The organism is Streptomyces cyaneochromogenes, from assembly GCF_003963535.1.
Taxonomy (GTDB): Bacteria; Actinomycetota; Actinomycetes; order Streptomycetales; family Streptomycetaceae; genus Streptomyces; species Streptomyces shaanxiensis.
In genome coordinates this window covers 5,381,388-5,397,145 of sequence record NZ_CP034539.1, presented here as the reverse complement: position 1 = coordinate 5,397,145, position 15,758 = coordinate 5,381,388, and the positions used below count along the sequence as shown (strand labels likewise).

Here is a 15,758-nt window from a genome sequence, read left to right as displayed (position 1 = left end):
CACGGGCCGGTGCACTCCGCCGGTTGCGTACCGCCGGGTCCGCGGCCATGGCGCCGGCCTGTTCCCCCCTGCCCGCGCATCGAGGGCAGGGGGGTTCTTCGGCCGGTCTTCTGTTGCCGGCTTCTTGTCCCGATCTACCGATCGATTCATTGAGGGAGTTTTTGTGGGGGGAAGACCCAGGACTCGAGCCGGGCGGATACGCGGCCGCGCGCCAGGCCTGATGGGCAAGGTCGTGTCAACCGTCATGGCGGTGGTCATTCTCGGCGCTGTGGCCGGGGAAGCCGGTGCTGTGACCCCGCCGAGGCCGGGTGACACGGTCGCACCTGCGCGGGTACTGGCCGGGTTGCCGAAATCGGAGGCCGTCGCGCCCCCGGCACGTTCCGCGTTGGACGACATCAATGCGGAACACGACCGGCAATTGGTCGAGGATTTCGCGGAGTTCGACGAGGAGGAGGAAGTCCGCGAGGCCGCCAGGAAGGCGTTGGAAAGTACGGATCCGCATGCGATCCGGGATTTCCTGGAGCGTGGTGAGACCGAGGCACGACAGCGCGCCAAGGACAAGCGGGACGCGGCCGATGTCGCGGGCCGCCGCCAGATCGAGGCGTTGCGCGGCACGGGCGGCCCGTTCTTCAACGCGGAGGTCGAGCGGGTCCTGAAGGGCACCGCCCGCGACCGGGCCGACTTCCTGGCGTTCGGCGCCGAGATCGCGCGGCAGCGGGACAAGGCCACGGAGCAGAACGACAAGGAACGCGCGGCGGAGAACCGCAAGAGGGTCGAGATGCTCGTCGGGGTCGGCGGTCCGGAGGTGAAGCGGGCCGCACAGGCCGCCTTGGCCACGGGTGACGACAAGGTGATCGCCGAGTTCCTGGAGAAGGGATACACGGTCGCCGCGCGCAAGGACGCGGACGACCAGGCGGCCCACGAGAAGGCGCAGAAGGAGGCGCTGGAGGCGGCGGAGCGGCTGCGCAAGCTGGCGGAGAACGCGGCCACGGCCGCCGAGGCCCGTAAGAAGCTGATTGCCGCGCACGGCAACGCGGTGAAGGCACTCAAGACCGCTTCGAACGCGATGAGCTCGGCGGCCTCGCAGTCCCGCGAGGCCGACCGGCTGCTCGCCGCCGACCGGGCCGGCAAGCGCCTGTCCGACTACGGGCCGGTCAAGACCGAGATCGCGCGGCAGGTCGGTATCGCCGCGGACGCGGCCAAGCAGGCGCAGGTGGCGGCGGGCCAGGCCAAGGTGCAGGCCGATGTTCTGGTCGAGACGGGGCTCACCCACGGCGTCCAGTGGTCCGAAGTCGCCTCCGGTATCGCGGCTGCGGCGGATGCGGCGGCCAAGGCGGCGGCGACCGCACAGCACGCGGTGGACGCGTCGGCCGCCGACGCTGCCGGGCTGAACTCCATGAACCAGGCCGAGCTGCACGCGAAGCAGGCTGCCAAGTGGCGGGCGAACGCCGAGGAGCACGCGAAGGCTGCGGCCCGGCTCGCCGAGGCGGCGGCCAAGCAGGCGAAGATCGCGGCGGACGCGGCGGCCAAGTCCCGCCAAGCCAGGATCGAGGCCGAGCAGGCCGAGAAGCAGGCGTGGGACCACGCCCAGAAGACGCGCGCCGCACGGATCGAGGCGCAGCGCCAGGCCAGGATCGCATCCGAGCAGAGGGCGATCGCCGAACGCGAGCGCGACCTGGCGGCTGCCGCACGGGCGCGGGCCGAACGGGAACGCGACGTGGCCGCCCAGGCACGTGCGCGTGCCGAGGCCGAAGCACGGACCGCCTCGGCCAAGCGGGCCGACGCGCAGGCCGCCGCGGCCGTTGCGGCCGAGAAGCGGGCCACCGCGCAGACCCAGGAGGGCATCGCCGCCACGGCCGACGGGCTGGCCAGGGGCGAGGAGACCAAGGCCCGCAACGCCAGGAACAAGGCGGTGGAGGCCGAACGCCTCCACAAGGCGGAAGAGGCCCGGGCCCGGGCGACCGAAGCGCTGGCCGCCAAGGCGAAGGGCACCGAGCACGCCGAGACGGCGCGCACGGCTGCCACCGAGGCCCGATCCGCAGCGAACTCGGCCGGAACGGCCGCCGGGGCGGCCCGGGGCTCCGCCGATCAGGCATCTGCGGCGGCGGTGCGTTCGCGTTCGGCGGCCATCGAGGCTGCCGGTGCGGCCGCGCGGGCGCGGGCGGCGGCCAGTGAAGCCACCGCGCACGCCGCACGGGCCAACGCCGCCGCCAACAAGGCCGAAGCCGCCGCCTTCGCGGCGAACGCGGCGGCGAGCAAGGCGGAGTCCGAGGCCGCGGCCACGCGCGCAGCGGCGCAGCGGGCCAATGCCAAGGCGGCCGAGGCCACCGCGCAGGAAGCCCGGACCGGCATCGCCGCCCACGAGGCCTCCCGCCTCGCCGGGCTGGCCGCCATCCAGGCCAACCAGGCCCTTCAGGCGGCCAACCGCACCCGGGAGGAAGCCGACGGCGCCACCAGGGAAGCGGCGATGGCCCGCCTGCAGTCCACCATCGCCGTCCAGGCCGCTACCTCTGCCCGTACCACCGCCGCCGGTATCGCCGACCCGGCCAACACCGCCATCCAGCTCACCGCGCCGTTCACCGGCACCGACGTGAACGCCGACTTCGCCGCGGAGGTGGCCCAGGCCGCCCTGGCGACGGGTCAGGCGGAGGTCACCAAGGCCGAGGCCAGAGCAGCGGAGGCGGTCAAGGCCGCCGAAGCGGCCGAAGCCGCCGCCGCACGTGCCAACGCCGAGGTGGGCCCCGCGTTCAAGGCGGCGGCAGCAGCGGCGCGTTCCTCCGCGGACGCGGCACGCTCCTCCGTGGCCGCGATGAAGTCCGCGGCCCAGGCCGCCGAGGACGGAGCCAAGGCCCGAGCCGCGGCGGCACGGGCCAACGAGGCCGATGCCCAGGCACAGGCCGACGCGAAACTCGCCCGCCAGGCCGCCAACCAGGCGTTCGCGGACGCGGCGGCGGCCCGTACTGCCGCCACCCAGGCCGAGGCCGAGGCCGAACGCGCCCGTGGAGCCGCCACCGACGCGGAGAACCAGGCTGCGGCCGCGGGCAGCGCCGCCACCCTGGCCGAGAAGGAGGCGAGCGTCGCCCAGGGCGCGGCAACGCAGGCGGAGAAGGACGCCGCCGACGCCGACAAGCTGGCCACCTCCGCCGAGGAGCACGCCAAGTCGGCCGAGACCGCCGCCAAGAACGCCGGTACCCACGCCAAGGAAGCCGACGAGGCGGCCAGACGAGCCGAGGAGTACCAACGCGAGCAGGAGCGCAAGGAGCGCGAAGAGGCAGCCAAGTCCAAGAAGGAGGTCTCCGGCGGCGACCTGACGGAGGCGGAGCGCAAGGCCCTCGAAGCCGCAGGCATCAGCGTGGCGGAGTACGAGGCTGCCCGAGCGCTCGCGCAGAAGGACCTGCTCGACTACCTGATGGAGAACGGCGCCGATCTCCTCGTCGAACTCGCCGCCGAGGAGATCAAGGAGTGCTGGGACGACCCCGACATCCCGACCTGTCTGTGGGCGATCGTCACCAACCTGCCCGTGGCGAAGGCCGCCAAGCTCATCGGCAAGCTCCCGAAGATCGCCAAGGTCATCTGGGGCATCAACGACTTCCTCGACAAGTCGGCCAAGGCGAGGAAGCTCGTCGACAAGGGCCAGAAGGTCATCGAGCGCGCCAAGGCCGTTCTCTGCGACACCAAGCCCAAGCCCAAGCCCAGGTCCATGTCCAAGTCCAATTCGGCCTCGAGGGCATTCATGGCCGCAGCCTCCTCGGGAGGGGGAGGTTTTGACGGCTGGGACGGCTGGGATGGCTGGGACGACTGCGAGTTCATTCCCACTGGCCAGAACCTCCCCGAGAACGGCATCGAGGTCGCCCTCGACACGATCGCGCTGAGGAACCTGCGGGACTACCACTTCGAGGGCGGCCGAATGGTCTCCGACAGCAAGGGGCTGTTCAACTCCGACCTCACACTCGGGGACCTGAAGGACATCTTCTACGGGGCGATGACGGACCAGGGTGGGTGGAGGCAGGCGAATGGCGGTTCCTCCTACCGTGAGAAGAACGTCTGCCTTGACCCCAAAAAGAAGTTCGGCAAGTCCTCCAGGCGGAGCGGAGAGCAGGAAACCCACTGCCTCACCATTGTGGTGAGCGTGCACGGGGATCTAGTGACGATGTACCCGATTTCTCCGACACCCTGAAAGAGAGAGGAGACCCCGGCATGGGTCTGGGAATGCGGAGACTGAACCGCGCACAGGATGTCGTCGAGGAGTTCGGTGACGATGTGGAGGATTCGTTCCTCGCGTTGTGCACGCGAGCGCCGGAAGACAGCCTGCGGCGGGGCATCTCGCCGTACGACCTGACGATGTTCAACACCCCCCAGTTGGAGCGCCTTGTCGTCGAACTCGAAGAGCTGCGAGAGGAGGAGAAGACCCCTGTGGTGAGGCATGTCATCGAGCAAGCCCACCAGGCGATCCGCCGGTCGGGCTACCTGCTCTTCATCGGGGACTAGTGGCGCGTGCGTGAGGGGTCCGACAGCTTGCGGTCGGGCCCGGGACTGGTGGCTCTCGGCGGACGTCGACGTCATTGACACGTACGTGTATGAACGGTTCGGTTGCGAGATCCAGACGCTGTGGGTGGATGGCCTCACCTCGGAGCAGGCCGACAGGGTTGAGGCAGCTGTTGTTGCGGCGGCGACGCGACTTCCGGTGCCGACTCGCGCCGTGATCGTCGATCGGCGGGGTGAAACCGGCCCTGACGACTGGGACTCGGCCGTGCTCCACGACGGGGAGAGGCTGCCGGTCGTCCCGGCCCGGGTGCTCGTGCGCGACCCGCTCGCGGAGAAGCTCCTGAGGTCGTCGCCGGAGCTGAGGGGTGAGGAGACCGGGGCATGCCTGACCCTGATCTCTCCCGCCCGTCCGCTCTGACACCCGGAGGTTCCACCACGCCGCGACCGCCCGCAGGATGGCCCCACCGGACGCACGTCCGGTGGGACTTCCGGCCAGGGGGGCGCGGCCAAGGGCCGTGGCGGCGTCGCGCCGGGCTGATCCTGGCCGTGCTCTGCGCAGTACTTCTCACCGCCCGAATCACTGGGTGATGGCCCCGCTGCCCGGCGTCGTACCGACACCGTCGAACGCGGCAGGACCGAACCACCCGGGTGAGCCTGGTGCCGACGGTCAGGTGACGACGGAGACAGGAGGTTCGCGCGGTCCCGGAAGGGTTTGCGCGGACCTCCGCCACGTCAGGGCCTACGGCCCGACTCTCCCGGATGGCAGCCGCGCCAACTGATTGCGTGACCTCTCCGCGGAAGGGGCGGCGCCGTCGCGCGGCGCGAGCGAGGCCGTGCCCAATCCGTGCCCGTAAGACCGGACAACCACGGTCAACAGCGGTGCGAACCGGCGCGCACGACCGCCCAAAGGAGACAACATCTGTGCTGGTCGGGGCCGTTGAGCGGGCGTAAGCGCCGTCGCTTCCCAAGCCGAGAGCGCGAGTTCGAATTCTCGTCACCCGCTCCATGATTAAGGCCCAGGTCAGAGACGCGGGCCTTTTTGCTGTGTGGGGTGATCAGCGGTCGCGTTTCCAGGCGGTCTACAAAGACCAGTGCCTCCCAGCGGTATCGATCAGCACCACCGCCGGCCTTGGGCCGGTGAGTGAGTCTCGTACGAGCCGACCAGCAGGGCGAGGGTGTCGGAGATGCCGGCGGTCACGGGTGGGGTCCAGGATCGTGGGCTTTTCGTTGGGCGGCCAGGTGGCAGTACGGGAATGCCGTGGGCGTCGAAGGGGCCGGCGTCGAGGTAACGCAGACCACCGGTGCCGCACAGACAGTGGGCACTGCCGGTGGCTGCCGCAAGGTCGGCGAGGCGCTCGGCGCGGCCTTGGCGGGTCGGGATCGCGCTGCTGCCCCCCACCTTCCCCGACCAGCCATCAGGCGTCCGCCACCGCCGGCGTCAGGCCTGCCGTGCTCCGCAGCGAACGGGAAGCGGTGAAGGCGAAAAAATCTGTGAATCTTCGCGGCAACCTTTTCGGCCTCTCGGACCACTAAGCGTCGTCCGGCCAAGTGGTCCGGTCAGATGCAACGGCTGAAAGCGAGAGCACAGGCATGTCCCTGGAACGAGAGCACAGACATGTCCCAGGCCCACCGACGTCACCGGTGGCGTCCCGCGGCGGCCACCGTGCCGACAGCGGCGCGCGCGGTGATCGCCCGAATCATCGTGGCCGTCGGTTGCTCGCGCGTCGCGGTCTCTGGGCGGGTCTCGCCATGGTGGTCGTGGCCGGCTCGGCAGTCGTGGTCAACCAGGCTTCGGCGGAGCAGAAAACCCTGGATCTGAAGAAGTGGTACGTGCTGGTCAACCGCAACAGCGGCAAGGTGCTGGACGACCGCGCCTCCGCCAAGAACGACGGCGCGGCGGTGGTGCAGTGGAGCCGTCACGGCGGGGCCAACCAGCAGTGGCGGTTCATCGAATCGGGTGACGGGTACTACCGGCTGCAGAACCGGACCTCCGGCAAGGTGCTGGACGACCTCGGCTGGTCGAAGACCGCCGGCTCCGCCCTCGTGCAGTGGAAAGACCTGAACGGCGCCAACCAGCAGTTCAAGCTGGCCAAGTCGTCGAACGGCTACGTGCGTTTCGTCAATCGCTTCAGCGGCATGGCCGTCGGCGTCAAGAACGCCACCAAGGCCAACGGGGGCGGCATCGTCCAGAACCGCGACCGGGCCGGCGCCAACCAGCAGTGGAAGCTCGTCGCGGCCGGTAGCGTCGCCGGCGGCACCGGGAACCCGGGGAACTCCGGCAGCACGCCCACGCCCAGCGGCAGCACTCCGGCGAGCCAGGCTCCGAGCGACAACGCTCCGGCGTCGCCGCCGGCGTCTCCGGCCCCCGCCAACGGCAGCTCGACGACCCGTTTCATGGGCAGCGACAAGGTGTTCATCGGCGGTTCGATGACTGACGCCTCCGCGAACGCCGCGCCGTTCGACGTGCGATACGCCTACATACACAGCCAGCCCGCGCCTTCGTCGGAGGCCTATACGGCATCGCGTTGCAAGGATGAGTGGTCGGCCTGGTGGGGCTGCTGGGGCGGCAGCAGCACGGCGCCCGGAAACCAGGTGACCTGGCAGGACAGCGTGGCGGCCAAGGCGACGTACCAGGGCAAGTCGCGACCGCAGAAGTACCTTTGGACCTGGTACTCGTTGCGCGACCTCGGGGACATGGCAGGCGAGGGTGACGGCCCGGGCGAGGTCAAGGCCATCGACAGGCGTGACCTGCTCGCCAAGTACCTGAACGACTACCGGTTCTTCCTCCAGAAGATCGGCAAGTCCCACGACATGATCGACCTGGAGCCCGACTTCTGGGGCTTCGCCCGCTCGCTCGGCAATCTGCACCAGGTCCCCGCGCAGGTCACGGGCGCCAACCCGACGGACTGCGGATCGCAGGAGAACAGCGCCGCCGGACTCGCCCAGTGCCTGATCTCGATGGCGCACAAGTACGCGCCGAACGCCGCCGTGGGGCTGCACCTCTCCTGCTTCGACTGGGAGAGCAACGTCCAGAAGTGCGTCAAGGACTACGCGGACCTCGGGGCGAAGAACGCCGACTTCCTGGTCACCGATGTGTCGGACCGCGACGCGGGCTGGTACGCACAGCCGGCCCACGGCAGCCGTGACACCTTCTGGACCGACCAGAAGGCCGCCGCCTCGCTGAAGTTCTGGAAGACGATGGCTGAGTCGGTGGGCAAGCCGGTGGTCCTGTGGCAGATCCCCGTGGGCAACATGGCGGGGAACAACACGCCCGGCCACTTCAAGGACGACAAGGTGGACTGGCTCTTCGGGCACATGGACCAGGTGGCGAACGCCCACATCGCCGGCCTGCTGTTCGGTGCGGGGTGGACGGAGCAGACGACGCCCGAGACCGACGGCGGAAACCTGATCCGCAAGACGATCGCGTATCACAACTCGGGTGGTACAGCACTCAAGTAGGCGAAGCTGACGAATGCGCCCCCATCTCTTCGATGGGGGCGCATTTCGTCGTCTTCGTCGGGCTGTCAGCCCGACAGGCCTCGCCGAGCCAGGTGGAGGTGCCCACGCCGTAGACCGCTCGACTACGCGCCGGTGCACCGCACCCGATCGCCATCACGGTGCGGGTACTTGTTCTCCCATCGAGCTGTGCGGCAAGGGGACTCGTCGCCTTGCCGCACATCGGCGTTCACCGGTTCGGGACGAACCCTCCCCGGACCGACGCGGAGCCGCCCGAAGCCTGCGCGTCGACCCGGTAGCCGTCGCCCGCGGCACTGCGCACGCCGGTGCCGTTGTTGAACTGGGCGGCGAACTCATGGCTCCCGGCCGGCACGGTGCGGCCCGGCTTGAGGACCCAGCGGTAGACCAGCGTGCCGTCGGCCTCCTGAGCGGTGACGGTGAAGTCAGCACTCGGCAGGGTCTGCCAGGTGCCGGTGTTCTTCACTTCGCCGGTCTGCACGATCCGGATCTCGATCGTGAGCGAGGTGAGCGGCTGGGTCGTCTTGAGGGCGAGGTTGCTCTGCGTCCAGTAGACGGTGCTGCGCGGGTCCACCGAGCCGGCCGACCACAGCGGCCCGTTCTGGGTCTCGTCGGCGGTCGGCGATGGACTGGTGGCCGGCGGAGTCGGGCGCGCGCTGCCCGGGGTGGTGGCCGGAGCCGGCGCGACAGGGGTGGGGCGGGCCGATGTCGGGTGCGGGGAGCTGACGGTCGGGGACGGGGTGGCAGGCGTGGTCACGGTGGGCGACGGCGACGGGGTCGCGACGATGGCGGCGACGGCGAGGCCGCCGGTCGCCAGGATGCCGGCGGCGGCGAGCCCGGCGAGCGCGACCCTGGTCCCGGACCTCGCGAACGGCCGCGCGCGGTGACGGACGGCGGGGCCGGCCATGCCGCGTTGCACCCGGGCCAGCATCCTCGCGCGGTCGGGTCGGTGGGCCTCGGCGGCCTCGCGCAGCTGACGGGCGATCTCCTCGTTCACCGGTTCCTCCTCCCTGCCACCAGGTCCCCGGCCGCTCGTGCGCCCAGTATCTTCACCAGCTCGGCCATTCCCTTCGAGGTCTGGCTCTTCACCGTTCCGACCGAGATGCCCAGCGCCACCGCCGTGTCCTTCTCCGACAGGTCGAAGGCGTGCCGCAGCACCACGCAGGCGCGCTTGCGGAACGGCAGCCGGGCGAGCGCCGCGCGCACGTCCAGTACGGCCGCCATGTCCGGCCCCTCCACCTTCTCGGGGCTGCGGGACCAGAACAGCGTGATCCGGCGTCGCTCGCGCACCGCGCTGCGGATCCGTCCACGCGCCAGGTTGGCCACCACACCGCGGGCGTAGGCCAGCGGGTGGTCGGCCTGCCGCAACCGGTCCCAGCGCTGCCACAGGGCGACCAGGGCATCCGCCGCGAGGTCGTCCGCCGCGTCGGTCTCCCCGGTCAGGAGGTGTGCCAGACGGGCGAGTTCGGCATAGTGGCGTTCGAAGAATTCATGGAACTCCGCGGACGCGTCATCGAGGACCATCCCCGGTCGCCCTCTCCTGGCAATGATGTGCGCGTTGGTTGCGTATTTAACAATAATGGGGGGGCGCAGCCTAACAGTGCCCACCCCGGGATTCGAACAGCGGTCGTGCTCGGTTGCGGGGCGGTGAAGGCTGAGATGTCGCGGCGCGGCGTGCTTCGTTGCCCTCATGCCCGTCCATCCGGTAGTTCGACTCGGTCTTACGGCTCCCAGTTGCCGCAGAGGACGAGAAGGTTGCCGCCAGGGCCCGATGCCTTCCGTGTACAACGTCCAGGACTTCGCGAGGCCTCGACATCGCCGAGCGCACGGTGCGGGCGCACACCGCCTGCACCGTGCGTCGTGTCCGCGCCGTAAGAGCCCGGCGCGCTGCGCCTCAGGTGCGGCGGGCCTCGCGCTCCGACTTCGTCCGGACCGTGTCGATGACCGCTTGGACGGCCGTCACGAAGTTCTGGGGGTCGTCCAGGCTTACGAACCGTGGTGCGACCCGCGCGATGTTGGGGTATTTGTCGGACGGCAGCGTGCGGTAGTCCGTCGTCCAGGCGCGCAGGTCGGCGTCCCGGAGCTCCGGGGACAGCGCGGCCAGGCTCGCGTCCATGGCGCTGTAGGCCAGCACCAGGTCGGCGAAGACCCGGTAGTAGCGGGCGGCTTCGGCGTCGTCGAGGCCGGCCCGGCGCATACAGTCCAGTTTGCGTTCCACGGACCGGAACTCGTTCTCCCGCCGGGCGGTGCGGGCGGCGGCCAGGGCCCCCACCCGGGGATGGCGGAGAAACGCCTCATGGGTGTGGATCGCGATCTGCATGAGGTCGTGGGCCCAGTCGTCCGTGGGCGGCGGGGTGCTGGCCAGGGCCTCCTCGTGCAGGGCGTCGATGAGGGCAAGGAGCAGTTCGTCCTTGTTGCGGAAGTGCCGGTAGATCGCCGTCGGATGGGCGGACAGCTCACGGCCGAGGGCCTGGAACGTCAGCTTCTCCATACCGGAGGAGTCCGCGACCCGGAACGCCGCCTGGACGATCAGCTCCTGGCTCAGGGTGCCTCGCGGCAGCCGGCTCCGGCTCGCCCTCTTGGTCGTCCTGGCACTGCTGTCGGTCATGCTTCCTTCCCCACGTCGATCGCTCCCATGATCGTGCACCAGGCCACGGCGTCACACGGCCATGGCGTCAGCCCGCCACCGCCGAACCGTCCGCGCGCGGATCGGTGGCCGCCGCCAGATGCGGTCGGCCGTCCCCGGCAACTCGCCGGACCAACTGGCCGTGGCCCACCCCGTCGTCGTTCGCGCCGAGCGACCGGACGGTGAAGCCCGCCCCCTCGATCGCGTGGACGCCGGCGGCAGGGACCTCCCGCTCGGTGCTGACGACGCCCGCGCCGGTCGTCACCCCCGCCTCCATGGCGCCGAGGACCCAGCGTGGCACCGACACCGCGTGTTCGGGAGAGGAACCGGCGGCGAGATGCAGGGCCATGTGGGTGTGCACCTGAGGTTGCGCGCGTCCCCCCATGGCGCCGTGCGCGCCGACGAGTTCGCCCCCTTCGCGGACCAGAACCGGCATGAGGGTGTGCATCGGCCGCTTCCCGCCGGCCAGCCCGTTGGGCGAGGCGGGGTCGAGGGAGAACGAGGCACCCCGGTTGTGCAGGACGATCCCCGTGCCGGGGTCGAGCACAGCGGCGCCGAAGCTGTGGAAGACGCTCTGGATCAGGGAGACCCAGGTGCCGTCCGCGTCGGCCACCACCACCGCCACGGTGTCTCCCGTCGCCTTGCGCTGTGCGAGCAGGTCGACCGCCGTGCCCGACAGGGCGTGCTCGGCGATGCGCCGCGCGTACGCGTCGGACAGCAGATGGTCGACGGGGGCGCTGCTCCACTCCGGGTCGGCACAGTGGCGGTCACGGTCGCCGGCGGTCCAGGCGAGTACGGAGGCGACCACGCCGGCGTCCCGGCCGAGCGGGTCGAGCGGCCCGCGGACGGTGCGGGCCACGTCGAGTGCCTTGAGGCCCTGGAGGAAGTAGAGGCCCTGCGAGTTCGCACCGGCCGACAGGTACTCGACACCGTCGTACTCCGCGGCGAGCGCCTGCGAGAGCTCCACGGTGTGCGCGGCGAAATCCTCCTCCGTCATCGCGGAGCCGCCGGCCGCGAGCAGCTTCACCAGGCTCGCGCCCACCTCTCCGCCGTACATCGCGGCGGGGCCTTCCGAGCCGATCAGGGCCAGGGAGCGGGCGAGGTGGGGCTGGCGCAGCGTCTGTCCGGCCGCGAGGACCTCGCCGTCGGCGAAGAACACGCCGCGCATGCCGGGATCGCGCGCCAGGTTGGCGCTCTCGCGGGCGAGGTCGTGGGCCAGTCCGGAAGCCACGGGTACGCCCTCACGGGCGGCGGCCTCGGCGGGCGCGAGCGCCGAGGCGAGCGCACGGGTGCCCCAGGTCTCGGCGAGTACGCCCCACCCGGCGACCGCGCCGGGAACCGTCACCGGCAGGACGCCGAGCACGGGCATCAGTTCGTAGGCCGCCGTCAACGACGCCACGTCGACCGCGCGCGGGGACCGGCCGCCGGCGTTGACGAAGCGGACGTCGCCGTCCCGGGTGCCCACCAGTGCCAGCAGATCGCCGCCGACAGAGCACTGGTTGGGGTACACCACCGTCAGCATGGCGGCGGCGGCGAGCGCCGCGTCGACCGCGTTGCCGCCACTGCGCAGTACCTCGGCGGCCACGTCGCTAGCCGCGGCGTGGGGCGTTGCGACAGCCCATTCCCCGCCCCTCGCGGCGAGCGGACGTTCGGTGAGTGCGGACATCGTTCCCTTTCCCGACCCTTTCCGAGTGCGCCGACGGCCGCCTGCGATGCGACCTCTTTAACTCCCGCGTTACATGGGCTTCTTGACAGTCCGAGAGCTACGGGCCTAGCTTCGCTGCCATAGTCAACGTTATCGACTATGACACTGACTACATTGCCGCGCAACAGCGCGAACTCTCAAAGGGGTTCGGAAATGGCCTGGTCGCTCTCCTTCTCCCGTGGATCGGTGTCCGTGCTGGCCGGCGCCACCGCCGCGGCCGCCCTAGCCCTCGCTGGATGCGCCGGCAGTTCCGGCGGCACCGACGCCGCCGCGAAGGCGGGGTCGGTCAAGGTGCCCGCGGGTGCGCTCGTGAAGGACGGTCAGATCACCTACTGCTCGGACATCAGCGCGCCGCCGCTGACGTACTACGACGTCGCACAGAAGCCGGTGGGAGCCGAGATCGAACTCGGGAACGCGCTGGCCGCCGAACTCGGGGTCCGGGCGAACTGGGCCAACACCAGCTTCAACGGGATCATCCCGGCGCTGCAGGCCAAGCAGTGCGACGCGATCATCAGCCAGCTCTACATCAAGCCGGAACGGGAGAAGGTCGTCGACTTCGTCCCGTACATGTACGCCTCCAACACCCTCGTCGTGGCCGAGAAGAACGCCAAGGCCATCAAGGGCGCGGACGACCTGTGCGGCAAGAAGGCGGCCGGGCAGACGGGTACGACCGTCGTCCAGTACCTCACCGACGAGTCCGAGAAGTGCGCGGCGGCCGGGAAACCGAAGATCGACATCCGGCAGTTCACCAAGGACAGCGACGCCCTCCAGCAACTGCGCCTCGGACTGGTGGACGCCTACGGCACGACGCTGGAGACCGCCGCGTATGTGCTGAAGCAGCAGCCGGGCACCTTCGGCCTCGTCGGCGAACCGTTCAATCGCATCAAGGTGGGAGCCGCGACCCGCAAGGACGACGCGTCCCTGCACGACGCGCTCACCCAGGCGCTGGCAGCGGTACGCAAGAGCGGCGCGTACGACGCGATCCTCAAGAAGTGGAATCTGTCCGGCGACGACATCGCCAACTGATTCCGCGGCAGGCGCGCAGAGCGAAGACGTAGAGAGAAGACGCAGAGAGAAGACGACGTGACCCACGCAACCGCCGCGCTCGCCGACGCAGGGCAGCCGGCCGGCTTCGACTGGCCGTTCTTCTGGCACTACCTGTTCTCGCCCTCCGGGGCGTTCCTCGACGGACTCTGGCGCACCGTCTACATCTCGGTCATCGCCCAACTGCTCGGTGTGCTCCTCGGATTCGCCGTCGCCCTGGCCCAGCGCAGCCGCTTTGCCCCGCTGCGCTGGGGCGGCCGGATCTATGTCTGGCTGATCCGCGGCACGCCCCTGCTCGTCCAGCTCGTCCTCGTCTACAACGGCCTCGCCGCTGCGGGCATCTACCGCTTCGCTGACCTCCAGGTCGGCGGGCTCGTGCTCCTCGGGGTCGTGCAGGCGGCCATTCTGACGCTCGCCGTGAACGAGGCCGCGTACATGGCCGAGATCTTCCGCGCGGCCCTCGACGCCATCGATCCCGGGCAGGCGGAGGCGGCGCAGGCGCTGGGCATGACCCCCGCGATGACCATGCGGGTCGTGCTGCTGCCGCAGGCGATCCGGATCATCGTTCCGCCGCTGGGCAACGAGTTCAACCTGATGATGAAGTCGACCTCCCTCCTGTCGGTCATCGGCCTGCAGGAGATGTTCCTGACCGCGCAGTCGATCAACTCGGCGACCTTCAAGACCTTCGAGATCTTCCTCGTCGCCGCCTGCTACTACCTCGCGCTGACGACGGTGTGGTCGTTCGTCCAGCGGTTCATCGAGCGCAGACTCGCGGATCCCGGACAGGTGATCGCCGCACCCTCGCTGCGGGAGCGCCTCACCGGTGGCGGCCTGGGCCGCACCGCCGGCCGCGAGGACGCCACGCTCGTCGGCAAGGAGGCCCACTGACATGGAACCGATCACGAGGCAGGCCGGGGCCGGGGAACAAGCGGTTCACGGGTCCGGGGCGTCCGCCGGGCCGGCTGACGCGTCGGCGGTGATGTCGGCACGTGGGGTGGCCGCTGTTTGAGGGCCGACGCTACGACGGCGGCCTTTGCTCACTCTGCGCGGCCTGCAGGTCGGCCAGCAGCTCGGCCTGCCCGGCGAGCACTCCGGACAGGATGGTCCGTGCGACCCGCAGAAGCTCCGCGACCTGCGGACTGGTCAGCGAGTAGTACACGGTCGAACCCTCCTTGCGGGTCTTGACCAGATTCGCTCGCCGCAGCACCGCCAGCTGCTGGGACAGATGTGCGGGCTCGATACCCACCTCGGGCAGCATCTCCGCGACCGCGTGTTCACGTTCGCTCAGCAGCTCCAGAACCCGGATACGGGCCGGATGGCCCAGCGTCTTGAAGAACTCGGCCTTCAGTTGGTACAGCGGCGCACTCATCGTGCCGTCCCCTCCCCGACACAACGGCACGGCCCCTCCGGCCGGCGCTCGGCGCATCGCGTCCACACTCCCCCACCCTTCGGGCGGGGGCACCCCCATCTCGCTTCGCTCGTCAAGAACATGCGGACCATCCTCGCCTGCGGTACCGGCCACGCCGAACCCGGATGCGAGTGACCAAGCCGCTCGAACCGAGCCATCGAGGAGCACGCCTGCACCGTCGTGCCGGATCAGACCTTCTTCACGACGCTGGACTTGAGCTGCATCGCGCCGAACCCGTCGACCTTGCAGTCGATGTCGTGGCCGTCCACGCCGTCGACCAGGCGGATGTTGCGCACCTTGGTGCCCGCCTTGATCCCGCTCGGGCTGCCCTTGACCTTCAGTGTCTTGACGACCGTCACGGTGTCACCGTCGGCGAGCACGTTGCCCACCGCGTCCTTGATCACCCTGCTTCCGGGGGCGTCGTCCACGGACTCCAGGGACTCCACGGACGGTGACCACTCGTGCCCGCACTCCGGGCAGACCAGGAGCGCGCCCATCTCGTACGTGTAGGCGCCGGAGCATTCGGGGCAGGGGGGAAGGTTGTCACTCATGGCACAGGTGTCTTTCAGTCAGTGATCGGATTCGGGGGTCAGGTGGGCCAGCCGTCAGTGCGCCATGCCTGCTGTGCCTCGTCGGGAGGCGACATGTGCCGGGCGTGGACCGAGAGGGCGGTGGCCAGGTCGCAGTGGACGGGGATGTCCGGGCAGTCGGCGGGCGGGACGAGCGAGCCCTCGGCGGGGATGGCGGCCAGTTCCAGGCTACGACCCGCTCCCGCTAGGCGGCGTGCGGTCTCGGTGATGGCCAGCTGGCCTTCCACGGACCAGCCGCGCAGTTCGGTCAGGTCGAGGATGACCGGTCCGGTGCCGCGGGCGACGACCCAGCCGACCGCGCCGCCGAAGCGACGGACCGCCGCCGGGCCCAGGTAGCCGGCGACGGAGAGCACCCCGAAGCCGTCCTCGACGGTGTAGCGCCACTCGATGGTCATGACGGTGAACTTCCTTGTGCGTTTGGCCCGT

At 70.1% G+C, this 15,758-nt stretch carries 13 protein-coding genes; 6 read left to right on the top strand and 7 right to left on the bottom strand.

Annotated features, from left to right (window positions below):
* Window positions 1-385: 385 nt before the first annotated feature.
* The 4 genes from EJ357_RS24500 (at window position 386) to EJ357_RS24485 (ending at window position 7,944) form a co-directional block, all read left to right on the top strand.
* Window positions 386-4,177, top strand: coding sequence for an ALF repeat-containing protein (locus EJ357_RS24500; protein WP_175647502.1), 3,792 nt, complete (start codon window positions 386-388; stop codon window positions 4,175-4,177).
* Between the two features lie 20 nt (window positions 4,178-4,197).
* Complete coding sequence (locus EJ357_RS24495; protein WP_126393694.1) at window positions 4,198-4,488, top strand: hypothetical protein; 291 nt, start codon at window positions 4,198-4,200, stop codon at window positions 4,486-4,488.
* 10 nt (window positions 4,489-4,498) lie between these two features.
* Complete coding sequence (locus tag EJ357_RS24490) at window positions 4,499-4,903, top strand: hypothetical protein (RefSeq protein WP_175647501.1); 405 nt, start codon at window positions 4,499-4,501, stop codon at window positions 4,901-4,903.
* Between the two features lie 1,331 nt (window positions 4,904-6,234).
* Entirely contained in the window at window positions 6,235-7,944 is a 1,710-nt protein-coding gene (locus EJ357_RS24485) for an RICIN domain-containing protein (protein WP_126393693.1), read from the top strand.
* A 226-nt stretch (window positions 7,945-8,170) separates the two neighbouring features.
* Here the strand turns inward: EJ357_RS24485 and EJ357_RS24480 are convergent, their stop codons facing one another.
* The 4 genes from EJ357_RS24480 to EJ357_RS24465 form a co-directional block, all read right to left on the bottom strand.
* Window positions 8,171-8,956: a hypothetical protein gene (locus tag EJ357_RS24480; RefSeq protein WP_126393692.1), complete on the bottom strand. Its 786-nt coding sequence runs from the start codon at window positions 8,954-8,956 to the stop codon at window positions 8,171-8,173.
* Window positions 8,953-9,483, bottom strand: a complete 531-nt coding sequence (locus EJ357_RS24475; protein WP_126393691.1) for a SigE family RNA polymerase sigma factor — start codon at window positions 9,481-9,483, stop codon at window positions 8,953-8,955. Before EJ357_RS24475 ends, EJ357_RS24480 begins: the two co-directional genes overlap by 4 nt.
* Before the next feature lie 370 nt (window positions 9,484-9,853).
* A complete protein-coding gene (locus tag EJ357_RS24470; protein WP_126393690.1) occupies window positions 9,854-10,567 on the bottom strand; it encodes a TetR/AcrR family transcriptional regulator in 714 nt (237 codons plus the stop codon).
* Window positions 10,568-10,634: 67 nt separating this feature from the next.
* A complete protein-coding gene (locus EJ357_RS24465; RefSeq protein ID WP_175647500.1) occupies window positions 10,635-12,170 on the bottom strand; it encodes a gamma-glutamyltransferase family protein in 1,536 nt (511 codons plus the stop codon).
* A 273-nt stretch (window positions 12,171-12,443) separates the two neighbouring features.
* On the opposite strand from EJ357_RS24465, the gene EJ357_RS24460 reads away from it, so the two are divergent.
* Window positions 12,444-13,316, top strand: coding sequence for an ABC transporter substrate-binding protein (locus EJ357_RS24460; protein WP_126393688.1), 873 nt, complete (start codon window positions 12,444-12,446; stop codon window positions 13,314-13,316).
* A gap of 57 nt (window positions 13,317-13,373) precedes the next feature.
* Complete coding sequence (locus tag EJ357_RS24455; protein WP_126393687.1) at window positions 13,374-14,222, top strand: amino acid ABC transporter permease; 849 nt, start codon at window positions 13,374-13,376, stop codon at window positions 14,220-14,222.
* A gap of 130 nt (window positions 14,223-14,352) precedes the next feature.
* On the opposite strand, the gene EJ357_RS24450 is transcribed toward EJ357_RS24455, so the two are convergent.
* From EJ357_RS24450 to EJ357_RS24440, 3 genes are all read right to left on the bottom strand, one after another.
* Window positions 14,353-14,703 carry an ArsR/SmtB family transcription factor gene (locus tag EJ357_RS24450; protein ID WP_175647499.1) on the bottom strand — a complete coding sequence of 117 codons (351 nt, stop codon included), beginning with the start codon at window positions 14,701-14,703 and terminating at the stop codon, window positions 14,353-14,355.
* Window positions 14,704-14,930: 227 nt separating this feature from the next.
* Window positions 14,931-15,293, bottom strand: coding sequence for a zinc ribbon domain-containing protein YjdM (locus EJ357_RS24445; protein ID WP_126393686.1), 363 nt, complete (start codon window positions 15,291-15,293; stop codon window positions 14,931-14,933).
* Window positions 15,294-15,331: 38 nt separating this feature from the next.
* Entirely contained in the window at window positions 15,332-15,727 is a 396-nt protein-coding gene (locus EJ357_RS24440) for an STAS domain-containing protein (protein ID WP_126393685.1), read from the bottom strand.
* Window positions 15,728-15,758 lie beyond the last annotated feature (31 nt).